The sequence below is a fragment of the Pseudomonas sp. MF6751 genome, assembly GCF_016613265.1.
In the GTDB taxonomy this organism is placed as follows: domain Bacteria; phylum Pseudomonadota; class Gammaproteobacteria; order Pseudomonadales; family Pseudomonadaceae; genus Aquipseudomonas; species Aquipseudomonas fluorescens_BV.
The window spans coordinates 75602-99635 of the sequence record NZ_JAENSV010000012.1 but is presented as its reverse complement, the minus strand read 5'-3'; the positions used below and the strand labels follow the sequence as shown (position 1 = coordinate 99635).

General features: G+C 60.3%; 28 protein-coding genes. 13 read left to right on the top strand and 15 right to left on the bottom strand.

What is annotated here, in order from left to right; all coding sequences use genetic code 11:
* Together JJD66_RS12850 and JJD66_RS12845 are read left to right on the top strand one after the other, a co-directional pair.
* The gene (locus JJD66_RS12850) at positions 1-951 is read left to right on the top strand and encodes a hypothetical protein (protein ID WP_200648314.1); all 951 of its coding nucleotides are present in this window, start codon (positions 1-3) and stop codon (positions 949-951) included.
* Between the two features lie 90 nt (positions 952-1041).
* A complete protein-coding gene (locus JJD66_RS12845) occupies positions 1042-1422 on the top strand; it encodes a helix-turn-helix domain-containing protein (protein ID WP_054896732.1) in 381 nt (126 codons plus the stop codon).
* Positions 1423-1532: 110 nt separating this feature from the next.
* On the opposite strand, the gene JJD66_RS12840 is transcribed toward JJD66_RS12845, so the two are convergent.
* The 3 genes from JJD66_RS12840 to JJD66_RS12830 all read right to left on the bottom strand — a co-directional run bounded on the left by JJD66_RS12840 (position 1533) and on the right by JJD66_RS12830 (position 5074).
* Positions 1533-3068, bottom strand: coding sequence for an amidase family protein (locus tag JJD66_RS12840; protein ID WP_234452223.1), 1536 nt, complete (start codon positions 3066-3068; stop codon positions 1533-1535).
* Positions 3069-3212: 144 nt separating this feature from the next.
* Positions 3213-3749, bottom strand: a complete 537-nt coding sequence (locus JJD66_RS12835) for a hypothetical protein (protein WP_234452222.1) — start codon at positions 3747-3749, stop codon at positions 3213-3215.
* Between the two features lie 266 nt (positions 3750-4015).
* Positions 4016-5074, bottom strand: coding sequence for an MBL fold metallo-hydrolase (locus tag JJD66_RS12830; protein ID WP_200648313.1), 1059 nt, complete (start codon positions 5072-5074; stop codon positions 4016-4018).
* 122 nt (positions 5075-5196) lie between these two features.
* Between JJD66_RS12830 and JJD66_RS12825 the strand changes: the two genes are divergently transcribed.
* Positions 5197-5823 carry a TetR/AcrR family transcriptional regulator gene (locus tag JJD66_RS12825; protein ID WP_105229186.1) on the top strand — a complete coding sequence of 209 codons (627 nt, stop codon included), beginning with the start codon at positions 5197-5199 and terminating at the stop codon, positions 5821-5823.
* A 326-nt stretch (positions 5824-6149) separates the two neighbouring features.
* Positions 6150-7469 (top strand): methyl-accepting chemotaxis protein, encoded by a 1320-nt coding sequence (locus tag JJD66_RS12820; protein ID WP_034128572.1) that lies wholly within the window; start codon positions 6150-6152, stop codon positions 7467-7469.
* Positions 7470-7494: 25 nt separating this feature from the next.
* On the opposite strand, the gene JJD66_RS12815 is transcribed toward JJD66_RS12820, so the two are convergent.
* On the bottom strand, positions 7495-8379 hold the full coding sequence (locus tag JJD66_RS12815; protein ID WP_200648312.1) for a LysR family transcriptional regulator: 885 nt from the start codon (positions 8377-8379) through the stop codon (positions 7495-7497).
* Between the two features lie 79 nt (positions 8380-8458).
* On the opposite strand from JJD66_RS12815, the gene JJD66_RS12810 reads away from it, so the two are divergent.
* Both JJD66_RS12810 and JJD66_RS12805 read left to right on the top strand, forming a co-directional pair.
* Positions 8459-9166 carry a CTP synthase C-terminal region-related (seleno)protein gene (locus tag JJD66_RS12810; RefSeq protein ID WP_198716813.1) on the top strand — a complete coding sequence of 236 codons (708 nt, stop codon included), beginning with the start codon at positions 8459-8461 and terminating at the stop codon, positions 9164-9166.
* The gene (locus JJD66_RS12805) at positions 9163-9483 is read left to right on the top strand and encodes an antibiotic biosynthesis monooxygenase family protein (RefSeq protein WP_198716812.1); all 321 of its coding nucleotides are present in this window, start codon (positions 9163-9165) and stop codon (positions 9481-9483) included. The genes JJD66_RS12810 and JJD66_RS12805 overlap by 4 nt, the downstream gene beginning before the upstream one ends.
* A gap of 132 nt (positions 9484-9615) precedes the next feature.
* Here JJD66_RS12805 and JJD66_RS12800 read toward each other — a convergent pair whose 3' ends face one another.
* Positions 9616-9939 carry a DUF2025 family protein gene (locus tag JJD66_RS12800; protein WP_200648311.1) on the bottom strand — a complete coding sequence of 108 codons (324 nt, stop codon included), beginning with the start codon at positions 9937-9939 and terminating at the stop codon, positions 9616-9618.
* Between the two features lie 232 nt (positions 9940-10171).
* Between JJD66_RS12800 and JJD66_RS12795 the strand changes: the two genes are divergently transcribed.
* The 3 genes from JJD66_RS12795 to JJD66_RS12785 all read left to right on the top strand — a co-directional run bounded on the left by JJD66_RS12795 (position 10172) and on the right by JJD66_RS12785 (position 12864).
* Positions 10172-11299, top strand: a complete 1128-nt coding sequence (locus tag JJD66_RS12795) for a glycerophosphodiester phosphodiesterase (RefSeq protein WP_105228078.1) — start codon at positions 10172-10174, stop codon at positions 11297-11299.
* 94 nt (positions 11300-11393) lie between these two features.
* Positions 11394-11699 (top strand): PepSY domain-containing protein, encoded by a 306-nt coding sequence (locus tag JJD66_RS12790; RefSeq protein WP_014719623.1) that lies wholly within the window; start codon positions 11394-11396, stop codon positions 11697-11699.
* Between the two features lie 145 nt (positions 11700-11844).
* On the top strand, positions 11845-12864 hold the full coding sequence (locus tag JJD66_RS12785; RefSeq protein WP_200648310.1) for a transporter: 1020 nt from the start codon (positions 11845-11847) through the stop codon (positions 12862-12864).
* Positions 12865-13273: 409 nt separating this feature from the next.
* Here the strand turns inward: JJD66_RS12785 and JJD66_RS12780 are convergent, their stop codons facing one another.
* The 3 genes from JJD66_RS12780 to JJD66_RS12770 are packed head-to-tail and all read right to left on the bottom strand — an operon-like array spanning position 13274 to position 15938.
* The gene (locus tag JJD66_RS12780) at positions 13274-14248 is read right to left on the bottom strand and encodes a biotin-dependent carboxyltransferase family protein (protein ID WP_200648309.1); all 975 of its coding nucleotides are present in this window, start codon (positions 14246-14248) and stop codon (positions 13274-13276) included.
* Complete coding sequence (locus JJD66_RS12775; RefSeq protein ID WP_200648308.1) at positions 14245-15123, bottom strand: 5-oxoprolinase subunit B family protein; 879 nt, start codon at positions 15121-15123, stop codon at positions 14245-14247. The genes JJD66_RS12780 and JJD66_RS12775 overlap by 4 nt, the downstream gene beginning before the upstream one ends.
* Before the next feature lie 56 nt (positions 15124-15179).
* Positions 15180-15938 (bottom strand): 5-oxoprolinase subunit PxpA, encoded by a 759-nt coding sequence (locus JJD66_RS12770; protein WP_105228084.1) that lies wholly within the window; start codon positions 15936-15938, stop codon positions 15180-15182.
* Between the two features lie 105 nt (positions 15939-16043).
* Between JJD66_RS12770 and JJD66_RS12765 the strand changes: the two genes are divergently transcribed.
* The gene (locus JJD66_RS12765; protein WP_014719628.1) at positions 16044-16961 is read left to right on the top strand and encodes a LysR family transcriptional regulator; all 918 of its coding nucleotides are present in this window, start codon (positions 16044-16046) and stop codon (positions 16959-16961) included.
* Here JJD66_RS12765 and JJD66_RS12760 read toward each other — a convergent pair.
* Complete coding sequence (locus JJD66_RS12760; protein ID WP_096144838.1) at positions 16958-17854, bottom strand: LysR family transcriptional regulator; 897 nt, start codon at positions 17852-17854, stop codon at positions 16958-16960. The two genes, JJD66_RS12765 and JJD66_RS12760, sit on opposite strands and share 4 nt — an antisense overlap.
* A 106-nt stretch (positions 17855-17960) precedes the next feature.
* On the opposite strand from JJD66_RS12760, the gene JJD66_RS12755 reads away from it, so the two are divergent.
* Positions 17961-18719 (top strand): SDR family NAD(P)-dependent oxidoreductase, encoded by a 759-nt coding sequence (locus tag JJD66_RS12755; protein WP_200648307.1) that lies wholly within the window; start codon positions 17961-17963, stop codon positions 18717-18719.
* 11 nt (positions 18720-18730) lie between these two features.
* On the opposite strand, the gene JJD66_RS12750 is transcribed toward JJD66_RS12755, so the two are convergent.
* The gene (locus tag JJD66_RS12750; RefSeq protein ID WP_200648306.1) at positions 18731-19168 is read right to left on the bottom strand and encodes a multidrug/biocide efflux PACE transporter; all 438 of its coding nucleotides are present in this window, start codon (positions 19166-19168) and stop codon (positions 18731-18733) included.
* Positions 19169-19256: 88 nt separating this feature from the next.
* Between JJD66_RS12750 and JJD66_RS12745 the strand changes: the two genes are divergently transcribed.
* A complete protein-coding gene (locus JJD66_RS12745) occupies positions 19257-20111 on the top strand; it encodes a LysR family transcriptional regulator (protein WP_200648305.1) in 855 nt (284 codons plus the stop codon).
* A gap of 109 nt (positions 20112-20220) precedes the next feature.
* Here JJD66_RS12745 and JJD66_RS12740 read toward each other — a convergent pair whose 3' ends face one another.
* From JJD66_RS12740 to JJD66_RS12725, 4 genes are read right to left on the bottom strand one after another with little or no spacing between them, the layout of a single operon-like run.
* Positions 20221-21432, bottom strand: coding sequence for an RNA polymerase sigma factor (locus tag JJD66_RS12740; protein ID WP_200648304.1), 1212 nt, complete (start codon positions 21430-21432; stop codon positions 20221-20223).
* Positions 21429-21905, bottom strand: coding sequence for an SRPBCC family protein (locus tag JJD66_RS12735; protein ID WP_103452391.1), 477 nt, complete (start codon positions 21903-21905; stop codon positions 21429-21431). Before JJD66_RS12735 ends, JJD66_RS12740 begins: the two co-directional genes overlap by 4 nt.
* A 24-nt stretch (positions 21906-21929) precedes the next feature.
* Positions 21930-22283 (bottom strand): YciI family protein, encoded by a 354-nt coding sequence (locus JJD66_RS12730; protein WP_105228096.1) that lies wholly within the window; start codon positions 22281-22283, stop codon positions 21930-21932.
* Positions 22284-22325: 42 nt separating this feature from the next.
* A complete protein-coding gene (locus JJD66_RS12725) occupies positions 22326-22745 on the bottom strand; it encodes a YybH family protein (protein WP_198714532.1) in 420 nt (139 codons plus the stop codon).
* A 145-nt stretch (positions 22746-22890) separates the two neighbouring features.
* On the opposite strand from JJD66_RS12725, the gene JJD66_RS12720 reads away from it, so the two are divergent.
* Positions 22891-23382, top strand: coding sequence for a GNAT family N-acetyltransferase (locus tag JJD66_RS12720; protein WP_198714533.1), 492 nt, complete (start codon positions 22891-22893; stop codon positions 23380-23382).
* 66 nt (positions 23383-23448) lie between these two features.
* Here JJD66_RS12720 and JJD66_RS12715 read toward each other — a convergent pair whose 3' ends face one another.
* On the bottom strand, positions 23449-23931 hold the full coding sequence (locus tag JJD66_RS12715; protein WP_014719638.1) for a GyrI-like domain-containing protein: 483 nt from the start codon (positions 23929-23931) through the stop codon (positions 23449-23451).
* Between the last annotated feature and the right edge of the window lie 103 nt (positions 23932-24034).

Sequence of the window (24034 nt, the reverse complement as noted above, 5' to 3'; positions counted from 1 at the left end):
ATGAAATTCGACACGGCCTACAGCCTGAGTCTCGACGACAAGCTGTCGATCTACGACGTGCGAGATCTGAATTTCGATGAAACTACCGCCTTCGATTCCGACAAGGACAGCTTCCTGTGCCCCAACGACGCCTGCCGTGCGGCGTTCGATAGCGCCAATGCGTTGAGTACCTTCAACGCCAAGAACGTCAACTACCAGCGCACGCCGCACTTCAAGAACAAACCCGGCACGCGGCATATCGACGGCTGCCGCTATGCCGGCAGCCATAAACCTGCGATGGGTGAAAATGACGACGAGCGTGAGGAAAATTTTCCATCGGAATTTGTGCTGACGCGGCGACTGTACGAGCCTAGAACGCCGGTAGTCGGCACCGCTGGAAGCGTCCTGCAGGAGCCGACGAAAGTGCCCGCAAACCGCGCTACCATCTCTTCTGGCAGCAATGACTCGATCCCGGACAAAACCAGCGTATTCGCACACCCAGTGGAGTGCTACGTGTCCAACATCGATGACAAGGACAAGCTCAAGGCCATGCCTTTGAAGATCGGTGAGCACACAGCGACCTACTGGGCATTCTTCAAGAAGATTGAATACCTGCAAGACAACCAGGGTTTGATTTACTGGGGCAAGATCAAGACCATCAAAGACTACACCAGCAGTTTTCGCATCGACTTCGAAAAGAAGGTGTGGCTCGACAAAAAGCCCTATTCGGTAAATGTCTACCTGAGCAAAAAGCTTATCGAAAACTACCGCAAGCGCACGGCATTCCTGGAACAGATCAAGGCGGCAGCCAGCAGCGAACGGCCGCTGTATTGCTTTTTCTACGGAGTCACGCCGCAGCTTGTGCAGGTGCCCAGCCAGAAAAAACCCGAGCAGACGTTCGGGGTATTCAGCGCCAGGATCGAGAACCTGGATCACCTGATTATTCGTGAGGCACCAGGGCTGGAATCATAAGGGGTTGCAACGCCAGTGGATGAGCGGTAGAAACAACTGTACAAAAACACAGTATAGTTACACCTCCCCTGTCGAACCTGGAGAAACCCCATGTCCTCTCTGGCAATGAGTTCTTTCGTAGAACAACAGATCGTCTTGCATCAATTCACCACCAAACACTGCGCGCAGGCGCGCGTCATGCTTGGCTGGAGCCGCGAAGAGCTGGCTCGCCAGGCTGGCGTGGCGGTGCAAGCAATTGAGAAACTGGAAGGCCACGGCGATGTGGACGATGAAACTCGTTTGATCCTGGCGTTTCGCCTGGAGGCCGAAGGGCTGGTGTTTTTCCCGGGGTTCGCGCCGGGGTGGGGGATGAGTGCGCGGCGGTTTGATACCGCCGCAGCGCAACCTTCTGCGCAAGGCCTCATTTCCCGGTTGATGGGTTCAACCACCGCAACCATTGACTCACAAACGCCTCAACCCAATGGTGCGTAGAGTCCAGGCGTTTCTCCGGGCACCTCAATGGTTTCAAATGCACCCGTGGCGGTCGATTGAACCCTGGCACAACCTCTGCGAGGCAGCCGTCTGCAGAGGCTGATTCAAACTCAAGTGTCAGTAGTCTCAACCACGTCCTCTGTACTGGCAGGTGTCGGTGTGAAGGGAGCACCTGGGAGAAAAGCCGGTTTTTGAATGGCCTGTGAGGCTTGTTCATAACCATAGGCGACTGACAGCAAGGTGGCTTCACTGTTGGCGGAGCCATACACGTAAAGTGCCGTGGGCATGCCGTCTTCATCCATGCCTGACGGAACGGATATGCCTGGGTACCCGGCCGCAGCGCTGAAAAAATAACTGTCGGACTGGAAGTTCGACACCATGGCGTCGAGCTTGTGCTCCTTCATGGGGTCATCAATGGTGTTCTGAAATATAGGAAGAACGGCTTTCCACAGCGCATCGCGATCTTTCTTGCTGGTCTGCACCCCATTGATCATTTCCAGCTGTTTCTGGTCAGGCTCACCAGGTTTTTGGGTGCGGTTGATAAAAGCAATCAGCTCAGAGAGTGATTTGACCGGCAAACCTTCTCGCCCAGCCAGGTAGTCTTCCAGCGCTTGCCTGACGTCCGAGAACAGCGCGTTGTTATAATCGTCATAGGTTTGTTCGGGGACGCCAGCATCCAACCGCGCCACCGGCACCAGAATCGCCCCTTGGGCCTTCATCACGTCGAGCGCCGCCTCATAGTGCTTGCGGTCTGCTCGCTTGGCCGGGTCCTTGGCCTGCTCAGCGGACAACTCAGGTAAAGGGGTATAGCCAATTCGCTTGTCCTTCAAGGCGTCGGAGCGCAGGCCCTTGGTGTAGGCAGTGGTCTCGGTCATTGCGTTAAGCGCTTCTGCCGCATCACAGATATTGCGGGTAAAAGTCCCCACCGCATCCATGCGAGTGCTGGTCATGACGCCTTCGGTACTGACAAGGCCCGTCGTTGTTTTCAGGCCAAACACACCGTTGTAGGCGGCGGGGCTGATGATCGATCCGTTGGTTTCCAACCCCAGTGCCACAGGCACATGCCCTTGGGCGACCGCCACTGCCGAACCTGAACTCGACCCAGCCACCGGCCCTCCGAGTCGATGAGGGTTCAGCGTCTGGCCACCTCGAGAGCTCCAGCCATCCGCAGGTAATAGTGACCGAAAGTTGGACAGCTCACTCATATTGGTTTTCCCCACAATCACCACCCCGTGCTTCAACAAATTTTCGACAACCTTGGCGGTTTTAGTGGCCGGCGCGCCTACCAAGGCCTTCGAACCTGCACTGGTCTGCATGCGGTCGTTGGTTTCGAAGACATCCTTCAGCGCTATCGGCACCCCATGCAAGTGCTTGAGTACGCGGCCATTGGCACGTTCCTGGTCGCGGGCCTTCGCCTCCCTCATGGCATCCGGGTTGGTTTCCAAAAACGCATTGCCGCCCTGTAGCCCACGATCAATATTGGCAATCTGCTTGAGCGAGTCCCTCAACAGTGACTCTGAGGTAACGCCGCCTCCTTGGCCCATCTCCACTGACATTTGGCAGGCACTCTTGAAACCTTGCACAGGGTTTGAAAGCTCCTGAAGCAGGCCTGTTGCCCATCCGCTTACCGAAACTGGTCCGATCATGAAGTTCCCCTCTGTCTAACTGGATGTGAGCGTTATCGGTCGATAACACCGCACCAGTCTAAGAGCCGACACCCCATCACTATTTCGGGCGAATCCTGCTGCTGCGCCCTACTCTTCCCAGCCCGACGTAGTCTTCAATAACCTCTATGGCCGTAGCTGGCGGTAAGCGCGTACCAGTGCCGCCAAACGATCACCTGCCCAGCGTGCACCGTAAAACCAGACTCTGGAGCCATCCTCCAGGGTTTCACACACCGTGGGGTATCCGCTTCTCGAGGCGTTATGAAAGGCGGCTTCTGGATCTTCCGACACCAAGGCATCCAGGCGAAGGCCTGCCACCCGCTCATCGATTTCACGACAGGCCTGCTGACTGTCGCCGCTGCGCTGCATGTCCACCGCTACCCATTGGACACCGGCCCTGCGCAGGATGTCGAAGACTCGGTGCAAGGCCTCACTGTGTTCGACCCGTTCAACGTGATTGCCCTGCACATAGCGCTCGACATACCCGACCCGATAGCCCGTCAACGCCCGCGTGGCGGTGAACGTGGTGTTATTCAACACGAGCGGTACCTCTACCATCACTGGTTCGGTAGGGTCCTCGCCGCTGAGGGCGACAAGTGATAGCGCGGGGTCACGCACCGGCCGTAGATGGGGCGCCAGGGCGTTATACCCAGGGACGAGCATGGCGCCCGCAGCCTGCTCGGTGCCAAAGACAATAGAGGTGGGTGCTGCATGGGGTGGTGAAGCGGGTACGTCGGCGGCGTTCATTGGCGGGGGCAGCGGTTGGGCTGGGGCACAAGGCACCCCTATTTTCCAAAGCTTCTTACAGTGGCTGTCCATCGAAACATCCTCCCGGAAATAAAATTCCCGCGGGATCATCGCACTCTCATTTGCCCTTTGTCGCAGAGCAGAAATTCGATGAAAAACTCTTTTCCAAGCGGGCCACCTGCTCAGCTTGCTGCGTGTTCGTTGACCGGTTGAGGCTCCACTTCCAGCCACCAGGCCTGCCCGCGCTCGGGCTGGTTCAGGCGGAACGCCTGGCCCATTGCCGGAGTGGTGATCGAGACATTGCGCTCCCAGGCCAGGGCCATGATGCGGTCGAAGGGCTCGTGCCAGGCGTGGAAGGCCAGGTCGAAGGTGCCGTTGTGAATCGGCAGCAGCCACCGCCCTTTCAGATCGATATGCGCCTGCAGCGTTTGCTCCGGCTGCATGTGCACATGGGGCCAATCGACATTGTAAGCGCCGGTTTCCATCAGGGTCAGGTCGAACGGCCCGTACTGCTCGCCGATGCGTTTGAAACCGTCGAAATAGCCAGTGTCGCCACTGAAAAATATACGTCGCGTAGCGTCGATCATGACCCATGAGCACCACAGGGTCTGGTTGCCATCAAACAGGCCGCGCCCTGAAAAGTGCTGAGCCGGCGTGCAGACAAAACGAACGCCATCGACTTCGATGCCCTGCCACCACTCCAGCTGGCGCACTTTGCTGGCGTCTACGCCCCATTTGACCAGCGTGTCACCCACGCCCAGGGGCGCCAGGAAGTAGCGGGTCTTTTCGGCCAATTGGACTACCGTTTTACGGTCGAGATGGTCGTAATGATTATGGGAAAGGATCACCGCTTCCAGCGCTGGCAGCTCATCAAGACTGATGGGCGGCTGATGAAAACGCTTGGGGCCGGCCCAACTGAATGGCGAGGCGCGTTCGGCAAACACCGGGTCGGTGACCCAGAATTTACCGCGCATTTTCAGCAGTACAGTCGAATGGCCCAGGCGATAAACGCTGTGATCAGGTGCGGCCAGTAACTGCTCGCGGGTCAGTGGCTGCACCGGAATTTGCCCCACCGGCCGGGTCGTGCGCGGTTTGTTGAACAGCATGTTCCAGAAAATACGCAGGGTCTTGCCCAAGCCACCGTGTTGCACCGGGGCGTCGTTGCTGAAATGCCCCAGGCCCTGTTCGGCAGGCTTGGGCGCCGAAGGCGCCGGGTCGAGACGGGTTGAAATAGTGGCCATGACGATGTGACTCCGGCGGTCCGCTCAAGTATTACACTGCACAGTGTAGTTTCTAGATTGCAACAAAATCCGGAGCAAGTAAACTGCCCGGTGTAATTTCATTGTTGAGTCGAATGCCTTCCATGACTGCCCCCAAACGCCTCACCGAGCGTAAACGCGAAGCCATCGTGGCTGCGGCGATTGCCGAATTTCGCGAGCACGGCTTCGAGGTCACCAGCATGGACAAGATCGCCGCTACTGCTGGCGTTTCCAAGCGCACGGTGTACAACCATTTCCCCAGCAAGGAAGAACTGTTCGCCGAGATCCTCCACCAACTATGGGCCAGCAGCGTTGCCCAATTGGACGTGATCTATACCAGCGACCGCCCGCTGCGCGACCAACTGCGCACGTTGCTGGAAGCGAAAATGCAGATGATGTCGGACGCCAACTTCCTCGACCTGGCACGCGTAGCCATTGCTGCCACCATTCATTCGCCGGAACGCGCTCAAGACATGGTCAACCGCCTCAGCGCACGAGAAGAAGGCTTTACCCAATGGGTGCGCGCCGCCCAGGAAGACGGCCGTCTCACCTGCACCGACCCGGCGTTCGCCGCCCACCAGATCCAAAGCCTGCTCAAGGCGTTTGCATTCTGGCCGCAGATTACCCTCGGCCAGCCCACGCTCGACCCGGCCGCCCAGGCAGGTGTTATCGAATCAGCCATCGACCTGTTCCTGGCCGGCTACGAAGCCAGCACTCCGCCCTCACACTAAGACGCGTTATTGCAGAGCGTTTTGGCGTATTCCACCCGTTGCGTGGTCGCCCATCCGCCCTGAGTTGTCTGATGACACCTCGTCTGAAACTTCATTCGCCGGCCTGCCGCAATAGCATAATGCCGCCATTGGTCGCCTGGTCAAAATAGTCCTGCCTGACGGGCGAACTTCCAGGTCGGTTGATCACTCTGACACCGTTGTTCTACCCCCCTCTGTCAGCATCAGGAAGCTGGCAATGAGCAAGTCAACCGTAAGGCCAGGGGCCCTACGGGGTCAGGCGCAAATACATGGACCCCGAATACGCTTGCATGCCCGAGCCCTCCACCATGCTATTCAACGCTCACAAGAAAACCATCAGTACCCTGCAACACAGCCTTGCCCAACAGACCAGCCTGCTGGACGCCATCGAGCGCTCCATGGCCGTGATCGAATTCGACCTGCAAGGCACCGTACTGCGCGCCAATGACAACTTCATCAAGACCATGGGCTACCGCGCCGAACAGATCCTGGGCCAGCCCCATCGGATGTTCTGTACCCCGGCGTTCGCCCGCAGCGCGGACTACAACCAGCTGTGGACGCACCTGCGCAACGGCCAATTCCAGTCGGGCACCTTTGAACGAGTAGGCGCCAACGGCGCCTCGGTGTGGCTGGAAGCCAGCTATAACCCGGTACGGGATGAGGCGGGGAATGTGATCAAAGTGGTGAAATACGCCATGGACGTCACCCCGCGCCTACAAGCCGAAAGCGAAGCCAACGCCAAGCTCGAAGCCATCGACCGCGCCATGGCGATGATCGAGTTCAACCTCGACGGCACCATCATCACCGCCAACGGCAATTTCCTGCAGCGCATGGGTTATAGCCTGGCGCAGATCCAGGGCAAGCATCACCGCCTGTTTTGCACGCCCGAGCTGGCCAACAGTGCGGCCTACAGCGAGTTCTGGAAGCGCTTGAACCAGGGCGAGCTGTTCAATGGCCAGTTCGAGCGGGTGGATAAACACGGCCAGGTCGTGTGGCTGGAAGCCAACTACAACCCGGTGTACGACGCCAGCGGGCGCCTGTGCAAAGTGGTGAAGTTCGCCTCGGATGTCACCGCCCGCGTGCTACAGCATGCCGCTGACGCACAGAGCGCCGCCCAGGCTTACCACCTGTCGTTGAACACCCAGGAGATGGCGGAAAAAGGCGCCGAGGTGATTCAGAAAACCGCCAGCGGCATGCGCGAAATTGCCGTGGATATCGACACCTCTTCGCAACTGATCGCCAAACTCGGCGAACGCTCGCAACAGATCACCGCCATCGTCAATACCATTCGCGGCATTGCCGACCAGACCAATCTGCTGGCCCTCAACGCCGCCATTGAAGCCGCCCGCGCCGGCGAGCAGGGCCGTGGCTTTGCCGTGGTGGCCGATGAAGTGCGGCAACTGGCGGCGCGCACCAGCGGCTCCACTGCCGAAATCTCCGGCATGATCGCCATGATCCAGGACGAAACCCGCCAAGCCATCGACAGCATGGACGCCACCCGCGACCGCGCTGCCCAGGGTGTGGAACTGGCCAACCAGGCCGGCACGGTGATCCTGCAGATTCGCGAAGGCACCGGCGAAGCAGTACAAGCGGTGAGCGCGTTTGCCAATGAGCGGGGCAATCGCTGAGCCATTGGCGCTGGCTGTCTGCAGGTTAACTTCGCAGCCAGCGCACATGCCGCCCCAGTTCATCAAATAGCGTCACCACCGAGCGTAACGCCCGGCAATCAGGCCGCGTCAACAACCACAGCGCCGTATCGTGCCCTGCCAGCGCAGGGCCCAGCGGTTGCAGGCCATCGCCCATCAGAAAATCCGGCAGCGCCGCCACGCCCAACCCCGCGCGCACTAATTCGGTCACCGACTGCATGCTGTTGCACCGATAACGGAGACGCACGCCCGGCAAATGCTCACGGCGCCAGATGACGGTGGGGTGATCGGGTAAAAAATCGTCCGGCGCGATCCAGGCCAGGTCGGCCCACTCATGGTCTGGGTGCAGGCGCGTATAGTCGGCACTGGCACACACCTGATAGGTCACCGCCCCCAGGCAACGTCCGACAAGATGCGCTGGCGGCGTCCTGGTCAGGCGCAGGGCGATATCCGCATCGCGGCGGCTGAGGTTGGCGAAGTCATTGGAGGTGCTCAGCTCCAGGGTCAACGCCGGGTAGGCCGGCATGAACTGCGCGAGGGCCGGCAACAGCAAGCCTTGCAACACCGAGTCGGTGCAGGTCAGGCGCACGGTGCCGCTGATGACTTCACCGCCCTGTTCCACACCGATGCGCGCGGCCTCCAGCGCCTGCTCCGCACGCTCGGCCTGTTGTGCCAGGTTGCTCGCCAGGCTGGTGGGCAAATAACCGGCACGGCTTTTTTCAAACAGGGTCTGGCCCAGCGCAGCCTCCAGCCGCCGCACCGCACGGAATACCGTGGATACATCCACCCGCAGCAGCGCCGCCGCCCGCGCCAGGGTCCCCCCGCGCACCAGGGCCAGGATCAATGACAGGTCGGCGTAGTCGATTTGATAGTGCGTGACTGCATTGAACATGTGGGCAAACGCCAATATTGATTGCGTGAGCGCCAATCTATAGTGGGTATCACCCCACCACAAGTCATGGACGTACATGATGCCAACACCCGCGCTGCACCTTGCCCTGATCGGTGATTACAACCCCGATGTGACCGCCCACCACGCCATTCCCATGGCCCTGCAACAGGCCGCCGACGTTCTGGGCCTGAACGTCCAAGTGCAATGGCTGGCCACCGACACCCTCACCTCCACATCTGCCCTGAGCGACTTCGACGGTTTCTGGTGCGTGCCCGGCAGCCCCTATCGCTATGTCGACGGCGCCCTGCGGGCGATACGTTTTGCCCGCGAACAAGATCGCCCTTTCCTCGGTACCTGCGGCGGTTTTCAACATGCCGTGCTGGAATATGCCCGCCATGTGCTCGGCTGGGCCGATGCCCAGCACGGCGAATTAATGCCGGATGCTGAACGCGCCGTCATCACGCCGCTGGACTGCTCCCTGGTGGAGGTGAGCGACACCGTGCGCCTGGCCCCGTACACGCGCATTGCCCAGGCCTACGGCCGCCTGGACATCCACGAGGGTTACCGTTGCCGCTACGGCATCAACCCCACCTTTGCCGACGCCCTGCTGGACACCAACCTGATTCCCACCGGCCACGATTCGGCGGGCGATCTGCGCGCGGTGGAACTGCTCGACCACCCGTTCTTCGTCGCCACCCTGTTCCAGCCCGAACGCGCCGCACTCAAGGGCATCACGCCGCCGCTGGCGATTGCGCTGCTCAAGGCCTGCCAGGAGGTATCGGTATGATCGCCAAGACACCCGCCCCACCTTATTACGCGGTGATTTTCAGCTCGCTGCGCACCGACGCCGACCTGGGTTATGGCGAGGCCGCCACACGCATGCTGGAACTGGCCAGGCAACAACCGGGGTTCCTGGGGGTAGAATCGGCGCGGGAGGATGGACTGGGGATCACCGTGTCCTACTGGGCCAGTGAGGCGGCGATACTGGCCTGGAAACAGCAGGCCGAGCATCGGCAGGTGCGCGAGCAAGGGCGGGCCACCTGGTATGCGGCGTTTCACACACGGGTATGCAAGGTAGAGCGGGCCTACACCTTCTCCACTTGAATCACCGAACCCGGTGGGAGCTGACTTGCCTGCGATGCAGACACCTCGGTGATGCAGTGAAACCGCAGTGATACTATCGCGGGCAAGCCAGCTCCCACATTTGCTCGTCATCGTTAGCAAAATCGCGGACGCTCAGCTCACCAAACTACGCAACGCGCTGATCTGCGGGATCTCTACCCGGCGCATATACACGCGTAGCGGCTCGGTGATGTTGATGCGCTCGTCGATATTCTGGTCGAGCAACAACTGCAGGCGGACTCGGCACAGGGTCATGGTGTGGTCGGCGGCCGGCAGCCAGACGAACTCGGCCGTGGGGATGATGCCGTCATCGGCCACGTCCATGCCGAATGAGTCTTCGCTGAAACGTACGATGTACTGGCCGGTCTTGCGGTTGAGGCCGACAAATCCCTGGAGTTGGTCGGCGGCCTGGCAGATAAGCTCGGAAGTGATGCGCATGGTAAACCTCACTGAAAAGTCCCACAGGGACTGGAAAGATGGTTTACACGCGTGGCAGAAATTACCGCCCTCTGACGGGGCAGCTACCCGTAAGAATACTGCAACCCCCTGCAAAAAAGTCGACAAAATTGGCCGGTGCGCACGTTAATGTCGGTTTGGTGATAGCGCCGTTCGCAATCAATTGTTAAAAAGGACACCTTCTAAAAGTTACCTCCACGAAAGGACTTCGCATATGCCTGTCACGTTTTCCAAAAGCGCCTTGCTGCTGGCGTTGATGCTCGGCCTTGGCCAGGCACAGGCTGCCGAACCGGTCAGCCCGGCCGAATTGGCGACAAACGAAGGCATCCCCTATCCTGCCGTGATCGCTCACCGTGGCGCATCCTACGACGCACCTGAATCCACCGCCGCTGCCTACAAGGTTGCACGCGACCTGGGCGCCGACTACCTGGAACTGGACCTGCAACGTAGCAAGGACGGCGTACTGTTCGCCCTGCACGACAACAACCTGCAGCGCACCACCGACGTTGCCACCAAGTTCCCCGAGCGCAAAGACGCGCCTGCCAACGAGTTCACCTGGAAAGAACTGCAAACCCTCGACGCCGGCAGCTGGTTCAACGCCGCCTACCCGGACCGCGCGCGCCCTGGTTTCGTTGGCCTGAAAATCCTGAGCCTGGACGACATCATCAAGATCGCCGAAGGCAACCCCTCGCACAAACCCGGCCTGTACATCGAGACCAAGGAGCCCAAGCAGTTCCCCGGTATCGAAGCTGACCTGAAAAACAAGCTGCTCGACAAAGGCTGGCTGAGCTCCGCCGGCTCAAAACTGGGCAAGAGCAACACCGGTGTCGGCCAAGGCAAGGGCCGCGTGGTGCTGCAAACCTTCGAAACCGCCAGCCTCAAAGAGCTGCAGAAAGAAATGCCCAACACCCCGAAAATCCTGCTGCTGTGGGTGGGTGAAGGCAGCATCGAACCCAAATCCAAAGTGACCTTCGCCGAGTCTGGCGAACCCACCAAGGCCGCCTACTACGCCAAGCAAGAGCCCAAAGACGCCGCCGAATTCGAAAAGTGGGTCGATGAAGCCAAAAGCCTCGGCGCCATCGGCACCGGCCCGTCGGCAGAGCTGACCGACCACGGCGACCAGAGCTACACCGACCTGGTGAAGCCGGAAATGAACAAGCTGACCCACGACAAGGGCCTGCTGGTGCATGTGTATACCGTGGATGAGCCGGTGGACTTCGAGAAGGTCATGAAGGCCGGCGTCGATGGCATCTTCACCAACCGCGCCGCCGAGCTGTTGAAGTTCTACAAGCGCTGGCCGTCGTCCAGCGTGCAAGACCTGCTCAACGACCATAAGTACTAAAAGCGTTGGTGTCAGTGAGCCATTAAGGCTGAGTTAAGTTGCGCTGGTTAATCTGGCGCCACTTAAACAGCTCAACCTAAGAAGGACATACACCATGAAAACCTTGACTGCCCTGTTCGCCGCTACTGCCCTGACCTTGACCGCCGGCCTGGCCCAGGCTGATGTCCGTCCAGACCAGATTCCCAGCCTGCTCAAGTCCGGTGAAGTGATGGCGTTCGAAAAGCTCAACGCCGCCGCCGTCGCCCAACATGCCGGCGCGACCATCAACGATACCGAGTTGGATCACGAAGCTGGCAAGCTGGTCTACGAAGTGGACCTGACCGACACCACCGGCAAGAAATGGGATGTGAAGCTCGACGCCAAAACCGGTGCCGTGCTGGAAAACAAGCAAGACACCTGAGTTGAACCTTGAAAAAACGCGCCACCTTTGGGTGGCGCGTTTTTTTATGCGAGCCTCAAACCGTCACATAACCGTCATACCGCCTTGCAATGATTCGCTCAGGAACCTGTGAAACGTCCTACAGGCCCTTTCTCTGCGAGTCGCCATGAACCACAGCATCGACCACGGCCATCAGGATTCCGATCTGTTTGGCCTGCTTTACGGTTTTCGTTTTCGCCCCGGCGAGAAAGGCCAGCAAATTGATTCCGCCACCGCCCTCGCCGCCTTGCAGCAACCGCCAGACCCGGAAGAATTCCTGTGGCTGCACCTGAACCTGGCGCACGCCGCCTGCGAGCGCTGGATGCAGGCGCATTTGTCACTGCCAGAAGAGTTTTTTGAAGCTTTGCACGAGGGCTCACGCTCCACGCGCATCGAGCATGTGGACTCGGCCTTATTGGCCGTGGTCAACGATGTGGTGTTCAACTTCAGCAGCATGGTGTCGTCGGATATTTCCACGCTGTGGGTGTGCGCGCGCAGCCGCTTGCTGGTGAGCGCACGCCTGCAGCCGTTGCACTCGGTGGATAAATTGCGCTCGTCGGTGAAGGCCGGCGAGCACTTTCGCTCCCCCTTGGAGCTGTTGGTGCACCTGCTGCGCGACCAGGGCGAAGTGCTGACGCAGATCGTGCGCAAGACCAGCATCAGCGTTGACCAAATCGAGGATCAGCTGTTGTCTTCGCGCCTGTCCACCAATCGTGCCGAACTGGGCGCCGCCCGCCGCGTGCTGGTGCGCCTGCAACGCCTGCTGGCTTTGGAGCCGGGCTCGCTGCTGCGCCTGCTCAATCGCCCGCCGCAATGGCTGCAAAAGGAAGACGTGAAGGAATTGCGCAAATCTACCGAAGAGTTTGCGCTGATCATCAACGACCTGACCGCCCTGGGCGAACGCATAAAACTGTTGCAGGAAGAGATCGCCGCCAACCTCAATGAACAGAGCAACCGCACGTTGTTTACCCTCACGGTGGTGACGGTGCTGGCGCTGCCGATCAATATCATTGCCGGTTTTTTTGGCATGAATGTGGGTGGGGTGCCCCTGTCCCAAGATCCGGAAGGCTTCTGGATACTGGTGGCCTTGGTTGCAACTTTTACCCTGATCGCCGGGCGGTGGGCATTCCGCAAATTCTCAAGTTGAAATAAACCCTTACTGTGGGAGCTTGCCTGCGATTGCGGTGTATCAGCCAAGGCGATGCAAGCTGACCCACCGCTATCGCAGGCAAGCCAGCTCCCACAGGTTTTTGCGTTTATTCAGTGATTGAAACGTCCAGCCATCGCCCTCACGATGCTGGCGCGGCCTTGATCACTGGCCAGTGGGCATTGCGCAAATGCTCAAAGCAACGAAGATCAAATGTGGGAGCTGGCTTGCCTGCGATTGCGGTGGATCAGCCAAAGCGATGCAAGCTGACCCACCGCTATCGCAGGCAAGCCAGCTCCCACAGGGTTATGCGTATGTTCAGTGTTTGAAGCGTCCAGCCACTGATCACCAGGCATTGCGCACATTCTCAAATTGAAATGAGCCAGCTCCCACAGGAGTTTGCGTTTATTCAGTGATTGAAGAGTCCCGTCATCGCTTTGAGCCGCTTCTTGTACACCCGCCGCGCCTCCAAAGCCTCCTCCAGACTCACCGCCACAAACCCCGCTCGCTGGTTGGGCTGCATCTGCCCGATCAAGTCCAGGTCGGCGCTGATCACCGTGCCAATCATCGCGTAGCCACCGCCCGACACCGCATCGCGGTGCAGCACAATCGGTTCCAGCCCGGCCGGCACTTGAATCGAGCCAATCGGGTAGCAACTGTCCACGATGTTGGAAGGATCGGAGCCCGCGCCAAACGGCTGCTCCCGTGGCTGGAAGCTCAACGCGCTGCCGCCCTTGAAGCGATAGCCAATGCGATCGGCCTCGGAGCCGACCGTCCACGGCTCGGCAAAAAAGCTGCTTTTGGCCTCCAAGCTCAAGCGTTCGTAATACAGCCCCGGCACCACCCGCAACGTCACATCGCCGCCGACCGAACGCCGCAACGCCATCGGCAAGCTGTCGCCCGCACGCCCGGTGCCGCTGGCGGTACCGATCGGCAATTGATCGCCCTCCTGCAAGCGTCGGCCATTAAACCCGCCGAGGGCGCCGAGGGTGTAGGTGGAGCGGCTGCCGAGCACCAACGGCACGTCGATACCGCCGGCGACGGCGAGGTAGGTGCGTGCGCCGGCCTTGGGAAACTCGAACCGCAGCACCTGCCCGGCGCGTACGGCAAAGGCGGTGTCCTGATGCACCACTTCATCGTCCAGGCGCGGCGACATCAAGGCGCCGCTCAAGGCCACCAGCGCGTCCTGCTGGAACTCCAGCTCCGGCCCGATCAGCGTGCATTCCAGGCCCGCCGCGCCCACGGGATTGCCCACCAGGTGGTTGGCCGCACTCAACGCGTATTGGTCCAGCGCCCCCGATGGTGGGATGCCCAAATGGTAATAACCTTCGCGGCCCAGGTCCTGCACGGAGGTGGCGAGGCCGGGTTTGAGGACCTTGATCATGCCAGCGCCTCCTGCAGGGTTTTCGGATAGCCGATGGGGTCGGCGAGAAAGGCATCCAGGGAAAACTCCACCGGGCGAATGCGCAAGTCGAAACGCCCGGCGTCCACCTCGGCGACCGCCAGGTCATATGCCTCGCGGTCCATCGGCTTGAACTGCACGATATCGCCAGGGCGGAAGAACACCATGTGCTCCTTGAGGTACGCCAACTGCTGCGCCGGGTCGTAGATCGGTGCCGGGGTAACGCCGAACATCTGATAACCGCCCGCCCCTCGCACTGAGTAGATACAGCCAAAGCAACCGCCATGGCCCAGGGTCAGTTTCGGTGTGTCGGTGCGTGGCCGCAGGTATTTGGGCACCTGCAATTGCCGCTCGCGTTCGACCATCTGGAACATGAACGGCAAGCCCGCGACAAAGCCGACCATCGACACAAACCACGGCGCGCCACTGTGGGCGGCGATGAACGCGTCCACGTCGGCCAGGCCATTGATGCGTGCGGCGTATTCCAGGTCTGTGCCGCTGGGGTCTTGGTGGCGGTCACGAAAGCGCATCAGGGTTTCGTGGGTCCAGGGGTCGTTATAGAGCACCGGGATTTCGATGATGCGCGTGCGCAAGGTGCGCTCAGTCACCGCCTGGGCTTCGGCGCTTTGCACGGCGTCGAGCAACGCGTGAGGCGCGATGCGGTCGGGGTCGAAGCGAATCTGGAACGATGAATTGGCCAGGCAGACATCCAGTACGCCTTCCAGGGCCAGGCGCTCCACCGCACGGGTCACCGCCATGCCCTTGAAAAAAGCCTCCAGGGACATGCTGTCGCTGACCTCGGCAAACAGGTGTTCATCACCGCCGAAGCTGTAGCGGATGGGGGACGTTTCAGCCATGTCTGTTCCTCTTGGAATCATTGTAGAAAGGCAGGCAAAAAAGTAAGGGTTGGATCTTATCGGGGTGTTCTGACGTCGATACCCGCCTGGTCCAAGGCTTCACGGGTAGCCTCCACCAGATCCAGGGCGCCAGGGGTGTCGCTGTGCAGGCAGATGGAATCGAACTCGATCGCCAGGTCTTCGCCTTCGACGGTACGTACCAGGCCGGCCTGACACGCACGCAAGACCCGGGCGGCCACTGTGGCTGGATCCAGCGCCCGCACATTGCGGGTAAACACGATGGAGCCGCTCAGGTCGTATTCACGGTCGGCATAGAACTCGCGCACCACCGGCTGCCCCAGTTCCTTGGCGATGCGCCAGATCACCGAGTTGGGCATGCAGTACAGCATCAGCGTGGGCTCAATGATTTGCAGGTTCTGCACCAACAGCCGGGCGGCCTCTTCATCACGGGCCAGGTGCATGTAAAGCGCGCCGTGAGGTTTGATATGTTGCAGGGTCACGCCTTGGGCACGGGCCATTTCACGCAGGGCACCGAGCTGGTAGAGCATGTCGTCCACCAGTTCCTGGGCCGGTGCGTTGATATGCCGGCGACCGAACCCCACCAGGTCACGAAAGCCTGGGTGCGCGCCGATGGCCACACCCAGTTGCTTGGCGCGCTCGACGGTGCGGCGCATGGTGCCGGGGTCGCCGGCGTGAAAGCCGGTGGCGATATTGGCCGAGCTGATATAGGCCATCAGCTCTGCGTCGACGCCGTCGCCGATGGTCCAGGGGCCAAAGCTTTCGCCCATGTCTGAATTGAAATCCACTGCCTGCATCGGGGTCGCTCCGCCAAAGGTGATGCCCGCAAAGTAGGCCGGGGCTTGACCCCTTGGGAAGATCTATTATCAGATGGCCCATCTTCTGAAAATCAGATATCGCTCATGTCCCTCACCTTGCGCCAGGTTCGCTACTTCGTCGCCACTGCCGAGATCGGCCAGATTTCCCAGGCAGCAATTCACCTGAATATTTCCCAATCGGCGGTGACCACGGCGATCAAGGAGCTGGAAGCCATGCTCGGCGTGCAGTTGTTCGTGCGCTCGGCCCAAGGCATGAACCTCACCGACGCCGGGCGGCATTTTCTCAACCGTGCCTATGTGATTGTGCGCAGCGTGGAGGACGCCCTCAACAGCCCGCTGCCGGACTACCGCGCCAGCGGCGTGCTGCGGGTGGCGGCCAGTTACACCGTGCTGGGTTATTTCTTGCCCCACCATTTACAGCGCATGGAGCATTGGCATCCGGACGTAACCATCGAGGTGTTCGAACAGGAGCGCCAGGCCATCGAACAGGGCCTGCTCGACGGCCAGTTCGACATGGCCGTGGTGCTGACCGCCAACCTTACCCACGCGGATATCGTCTCGGAAATTCTGTTCAACTCCGAGCGCCGCTTGTGGCTGCCCAGCCATCACCCGTTGTGCGAACGCGGTGCCGTGAGCCTGGCCGACGTGGCCCAAGAACCCTACATTTTGCTCACCGTCGACGAAGCCGAACACAGCGCCATGCGCTACTGGGAACAGGCCGGGCAAACGCCCAAGGTGCGGCTGCGCACCAGCTCAGTGGAGGCGGTGCGCAGCATGGTTGCCAACGGCAGTGGCGTGGCGATCCTGTCAGACCTGGTACACCGGCCCTGGTCCCTGGAAGGCAAACGCATCGAAACCCTGACCGTGACCGACCCGGTCACACCCATGAGCGTCGGCCTGGCCTGGCACCGCGAGCGTGCGTTTACGCCAGCGATGCAAGCGTTCCGAGATTACTTTCACGACGCGTTCCTGGCGCCCCAGCAGTTGTCGGCACGCCGTTAAAGATGAGCTTGCAGGGTGGCGGTCAACCAGTCCATGAACACCCGCACTCGCAACGGCAGATGCCGCTGGCCGGCGTACAGCAACGACACATCCAACGGCGGCGCTTGGTAGTCGGGCAGCACCGCCACCAACTCGCCGCTGGCCAATAAGTCGCGTATCCCGAGCTGCGGCACCTGGGTGATGCCAAACCCGCCCAGGCACGCCGATTGATAGGCGTCGGTGCTGTTGACCGTCACCCGGCCTGCCATCGGCAGCCGCTGCACCTTGTTGCCCACCATGTATTCGAACCCGGCCGAGCGTGCGCCCAGCGGCCGCACGTAATGCACCAACTGGTGATGCGCCAGGTCTGCCAGGGTTTCGGGCACGCCATACCGTTGCAGGTATGCCGCGCTCGCGCAGTTGACCATCGGCATGCTGCACACCCGCCGCGCTACCACGGTTTGATCGGGCTGCGCGCCGACGCGCACCACGCAATCAAAACCTTCGGCGATCAGGTCCACCTGGCGGTCCGAACCGCTGATCTCCATGTCGATCAGAGGATGGCGCGCCATGAACGTGGGCAAGTTCGGCAAGATCAAGCCCCGCGCCATGACGTTGGGCATGTCCACCCGTATGCGCCCGGCCAATTGGGTTTCGTCCTGACGGAACAAACCTTCCAGCTCTTCCATATGCGCCAGCAGATCCTTGCTGCGCTCATACAACACACGACCATCCTGGGTCGCCTGCACCTTGCGCGTGGTGCGTTGCAACAGCCGTGCGCCGAGCAACTCCTCCAACGCCTGCACATGCTCGGAGACCGTAGAGCGCGGCAAGCCCAGACTTTGACCGGCCTGGGTAAAACTCGACAACTCAGTGACGCGTACGAAGGTGCGCAGCAACTCAAGCTTGTTCATTAGATTGTTCGCCTTATCCGGCCAGTGATTCCGATATCAGCCTGTTTATCACGTTATGGCCGGACAAATACACTCAGTCCCACTCACCCCATTCGAGGACTGCACCATGACCCGTAAAATCGCACTCATCACTGGCGCCAGCCGTGGCCTGGGTAAAAGCGCCGCCCTGCACCTGGCTGCGCAAGGCATCGACATCATCGGCACTTACCACAGCGCAGCGGCTGAAGCCCAAGCCGTGGTTACCCAGGTAGAGGCCTTGGGCGGTCGCGCCGCCATGCTGCAGCTGGACGTCAGCCAGAGCGCAACCTTCGATACATTCGTTGGCCAGATCGGCACCCTGCTCAAGGATGTGTTCGCCCAGGAACATTTCAACTTCCTGATCAACAATGCCGGGGTTGGCACCTACGCAAGCTTTGCCGAAACCACCGAAGCCCAGTTCGACCAGTTGGTGGCGATCCATGTGAAGGCACCGTTTTTCCTTACGCAAAAACTGCTGCCGCTGATCAGCGATGGCGGGCGCATTATCAATGTCTCCAGCGGCCTGGCGCGCTTCAGCCTGCCGGGTTATGCCGCTTACGCGTCCATGAAAGGCGCGGTGGAAGTCTTGTCGCGCTACCAGGCTAAAGAACTGGGCCCACGGGGTATTACCGTGAACACCCTGGCACCGGGTGCTATCGCCACCGACTTCGGCGGCGGTGCGGTGCGCGATAACACCGATGTGAATGCGATGGTGGCCAATAACACCGCCCTGGGCCGCGCTGGTTTGCCGGACGACATTGGCGGGGCGATTTCGATCTTGCTGGCCGATGGCAGCCACTGGATCACCGGCCAGCGGATCGAGGCGTCGGGCGGGATGTTCCTATAAGCGACGTACGCCTACGGGGTAACTGGGGTTTTACCGGCGAATTTCTCGCGCAATACGTCATAACCCCAGTGGTACACGTAGGTGTACGGCAGGAAGAACAACAACACGCCTATGTCGAGGATGAAGGCTTCCAGCAGGCTGATCTTCATCAAAGCGGCAATCAACGGCACAGCCAAGAGGATCAGGCCGCCTTCAAACAGCAGCGCGTGCAGCACACGGGTCCAACCACTGTTGGCCAGTTGCAGGCGGGTTTTAAGGCGGTCGAACAGGCTGTTGAACACCACGTTCCAGCTCAGTGCCAACAGGCTGATGCCCAGGGTCACTGCGCCCATTTCCAGCGCCGGCCGGCCGGTGATCCACACCAACAGCGGCGTGCAAATCAATAAGGCCAGCCCTTCGAAACCAAGGGCTTGAAACACGCGTTCAGTAAAGGATTTGGTAGGGGTCATGACCCGGCTCCGTGAGTGACGATGGTTGCCATGATCAGGCTTTGTCTCGATACTTCATAACCAATAACCATCGATCAAGGCGATAGTCATGGCCTCCCATGAAGTGCTCCAGGCATTTGTCCAGGCAGCCATCCAAGGCTCGTTTTCCGCGGCGGCGCGCAAGCTGGGCAAAAGCCAGTCCACCGTGAGCGCGGCAGTGGCCAGCCTTGAGATTGACCTGAACGTGGTGCTGTTTGACCGCAGCAGCCGCAAGCCGACCCTCACGCCGGCGGGGCAAGTGTTGCTGCAACGGGCAGAACAGGTGCTGGAAGCCAGTAGCCGCCTGGAGCTGGCAGCCAGTCAGTTATCGCAAGGCCTGGAGCCGAAATTGAGTATCGCCATGTCCGATACTTACCAATCCGATCGATTCGAGGTCGCCCTCACTGCCTTCGAGCAACGCTACCCGGACCTTGAGCTGGAATGCCTGATCGCGGAATGCGAAGACTTGATTGCGCTGGTGCAAAGTGGCCGGGCGCAGATCGCGTTTATCGAGAAACAAGAAGCCTACCCGCCGGACCTTTCCTTCTCCACGGTGGAGGAGCGCACGGAGATCGCACTGTTCGTCTCGCCTGGACACCCATTGGCGAGTCTGGACAAGGTTCATCCGCACACCTTGCAACAACACCGGGAGTTGCGTTTGGCGAGCATCATCAGCCCCAATGAAAACCGCGGCACGCAGCGAGTATGGTCGGCGCCGAGTTACCTGATGCTGATGGAAATGGCACAGCTGGGGTTTGGCTGGGCACCGATTCCACGCTGGCTGGTGGAGCGCTTTGGCGGTAACCAGTTGGTTGAACTCAAGGTGCGCAGTTGGCCGCGTTCGGTGGCGGTGGATGCGCTGTGGTCCCGGCACCAGCCGCCGGGGCCTGCGGGGAGCTGGTTGCTGGGCAAGATGCTGGAGTGAACGCAGTGAAATGTAGAGGGGGCCGTTAGAGAGACGTTGGCTGTCAGGCCGTCATCGCAGGCAAGCCAGCTCCCACATTGGATCGCGGGGCGTCATAACATCGTGTTGGCTATTTGAGTTCGGCGAGGCGTCGCGTGATGAAGCGTTTTTCTGGCGCCTGTTGCGTCAGCGACAGCGCTTTTTCGTACGCGCTGCGAGCTTCGTCAAACCGCCCCAACTGCCGGCAAAACTCCCCACGCGCCGAATGCGCCAAGTGGTAGTCCTGCAACTCACCGCGCTGCAAAAGGTTGTCTACCAGCACCAACCCCGCCAACGGCCCCTGCTCCATTGCCACCGCTACCGCACGGTTCAACTCGATCACCGGCGACGGCACAGACCTGAGCAATACATCGTAGAGCCCGACAATCTGCCGCCAATCGGTTTCCCCTGCGCTGGGCGCCTCGGCATGCACGGCGGCAATCGCAGCCTGCAAGCAATACGGCCCGAAGCGTGGCGTAACCAGCGCCAGCTCCACCAATGCGCAGCCTTCAGCGATCAAGGCCCTGTCCCAAAGCGTACGATCCTGAGCGTCCAACAGCACCAGTTCGCCGCTGGCAGAAGTGCGGGCAGGCCGACGCGACTCGTGCAGCAACATTAACGCCAGCAAGCCCATGACTTCCGGCTCGGGCAGCAACTCCAGCAGCAAACGCCCCAGGCGAATGGCCTCCAAGGTCAAGTCCTCGCGGGTGAGGTCGGCACCCGCCGAGGCCGAATAGCCCTCGTTGAACACCAGGTAAATCACCCGCAGCACACTGTCCAATCGTTCGGGCAATTCGGCGCGAGACGGCACTTGATAGGGAATTTTCGCCTCACGGATCTTGCCCTTGGCGCGCACGATGCGTTGGGCAATGGTGGTGGGCGTGGCAAGAAAAGCGTGAGCGATGGCCTCGGTGCTCAGGTCGCAGATCTCGCGCAAGGTCAGCGCAACCTGGGCATCGGCCGCCAACGCTGGGTGGCAGCAAGTGAACATCAGGCGCAGGCGGTCGTCTTCCACGTCGTCATCACTCCAAGGCACGGCCTCCAACGCCTCGGCCTGCTCCTCCAATAACGGGGTAAAACGCGACTGCCGACGCAGACGGTCGATGGCTTTGAAGCGGCCGGTGGACACCAGCCACGCCCGTGGATTATCCGGCACGCCATCCTCGGGCCAGCGCTGCAAGGCGACGAGAAATGCTTCGTGCAGCGCCTCCTCGGCCAAGTCGAAATCCCCCAGCACACGAATCAACGTCGCGAGCACGCGGCGTGATTCGCGGCGGTAAATAGCGTCGATCTGCTGGGTCAATCGACCATGTCCTCGGTCACCAACTTCACCAGGCGGTCCAGGCTCTGGCCCCAGCCGTCATGAAAGCCCATGGCTTCATGGGCCTGCTTGTCCTCGGCACTCCAGTGCATGGCGCGGGCGGTGTAGAGCGTCTTGCCGCCGACATCTTCAAAGGTGACTTCGGCGCTCATGAACGGCTTGCCCGAGGGCACCCAACCCGGCATGAACGCGTCGGTAAACACCAGGCGGTTGGGCGCGTCGATTTCCAGGAACACTCCCTGGGTCGGGTACTCGCTGCCATCCGGGGCGCGCATCAAGGTGCGGAACAAGCCGCCGACCCACAGGTTCATCTCGCATTCAGGGGTGGTCATGCCGTGGGGGCCCCACCATTGTTGCAGCAGGGTTGGCTCAGTCCAGGCGCGAAACACCCGGCGGCGCGGCGCATCGATCAAGCGGCTGATGGACAGTTCAAATTCGGCGGGTTGAGTGTTCACGGGAAACCTCCTCAAGTCTTTTGATTATTGTGTTGAGAGATTCAATTGGCGCACGGGGCGCACTTCCACACTGCCGACCCGGGCCGCCGGAATGCCGCCAGCCACCTGGAGCGCTTCATTGAGGTCCTTGGCGTCGATCAGGTAGAACCCGGCGAGCTGCTCCTTGGTTTCGGCAAACGGCCCGTCGGTGATCGACAGCTTGCCGTTGCGCATGCGCACGGTGGTGGCGGTGGTCACCGACTCCAGCGGCTCGGCGGCCAGCATGCGCCCGCTGGCCTGGATGGCCTCGGCGTAGGCCAGACATTCCGAGTCATGGGGGCTGTCGGGCGAAGTGTGCAACGCCTGTTCGTTGCTGTAGATCAGGCACAGGTATTTCATGGCGTTCTCCGTTTTCGGACTACTGACTATAGTTCGCGGTGCTCAAGGTTTCAGGTCGAACAACGCCGTGCCGCTTTGCATATCAAACGGCGCCGACCAGTGCTCGTGCACCACCTTCCATTGGCCATCGATGCGCTGGTAGCCGGCGGTGACACGCATCCAGCAAGCCTTCACCTCACCGTCCGGCCCGGCACCGCCGCAGTGGGCCAGCCAGTGGGCGAATGCGCTGTCTGGCGCTTCGACGACATGCAGTTCATGAAACTCGAAGATGCCGGGGCCGGGGCAGTGCTCCATGCACGCCTCCCAATGCGCGCGATAGGCCGCCTTGCCCTTGAATTGCAGAGCGGTTACAGCGTCGAACGAGACGATATCGTCGGCGTAAAAGCTGACAATTTTGTCGATTTGGCGACTGACGACGGCGTCTTTCCATTGCTCGATCAGGCTCTTGATTGCAGTGCTCATGGCGATGACTCCTTGGGGTGGAAAATCACGGAAGACACCCTTAGTCGAATGGCCCCGAGGGAAATCGACATCCCCCTGAAAAATAATTTCCCGTGGCTCAAACCCGATAAACTGCCACTTCCCTTGCAGCCGTTCGGATAGTCCCATGCCAACCCGCCTCGTTGCCTACGAGGCGCTGAACGCTGTGCAACAACAGCAAGTCGGCGCCATCGAAGTTCACCCTGAACAACTGCCGTTTTGCGGTGATATGTATTGCGCCCTCAATACCCTGCTCGCCAACCCGAGCCCTGGGGTCAAGGGCTTTGCGCTGTTGGCCGACGACCTTCCCGTGGCGTTCCTGCTGCTCAAGCGACCACCGTGCCTGCCTCATTGGGCCGATGAACACAGCGCCACACTCCACGCGCTACAGGTAGACCGGCATCAGCAGGGGCGTGGATACGGCAAGATGTGTTTGCAGGCGTTGCCTGCCGTGGCGCGCGAGGCCTGGCCGCAGATCAAGGGGTTGGAGTTGTCGGTGGATGCCCACAACCTGGCGGCAATGGGATTGTATCTGGGGGCGGGATGGGTGGATCGCGGTGAGGCGTACAAGGGTCGCGTAGGGTATGAGCGCCGGTTGAGTTTCAGGTTTAATCCATAGCGGCAATGTCACGTAAACATGACTTTTAAGCGTGCATGTCGTGTTTACGTGACATCGGGTGCAGTGTCAGCCCCGCTCCCCGATCGGCAGCCAGATTTCCACCGTCCCCGTGCCCTTCCTGGCATCGAAGTCCGCGCTATAGCGCTCGAAATCCGCGCCCATGACCTTGTAGCCCGAATGCGGCAGCCATTCGAACATGATGCGCTCGTAGGTTTGCTCAAGCGCCTGCACCGGCCCGTAGTGGGGGAACACGGCATAGTTGAGTGGCGGAATTTCGATCACCTCGAAATTGCTCGGCACGTCCTTCCTGGCCGGGACTTCAACACCTGCCAGGTAATCGAATTCACCGTGATGCGGGTTATGGCACACCCCGTAGGTCACACCGCCGACGCGCTTCTTGATGTCCTTGATGCAGGTATCGAACAACTCCCACAGCCGTGGGATATCGCCCACGGTGGCCTTCGAATATCGCCCTTGTACCCCGGCGATCACCAGGGCCTTGCCGGCTTCCAGGCGTGGCTCCAACGGTTGTTTTGTCTGCTGATCCATACGAACAGTCTCCTTCTTATGAGGGAACAAACCCGCATCGAGTATAGGGGCATATCCGCGTTGTACTCCATGTAGAAAAATTTCCTACACATCTGGACAACTG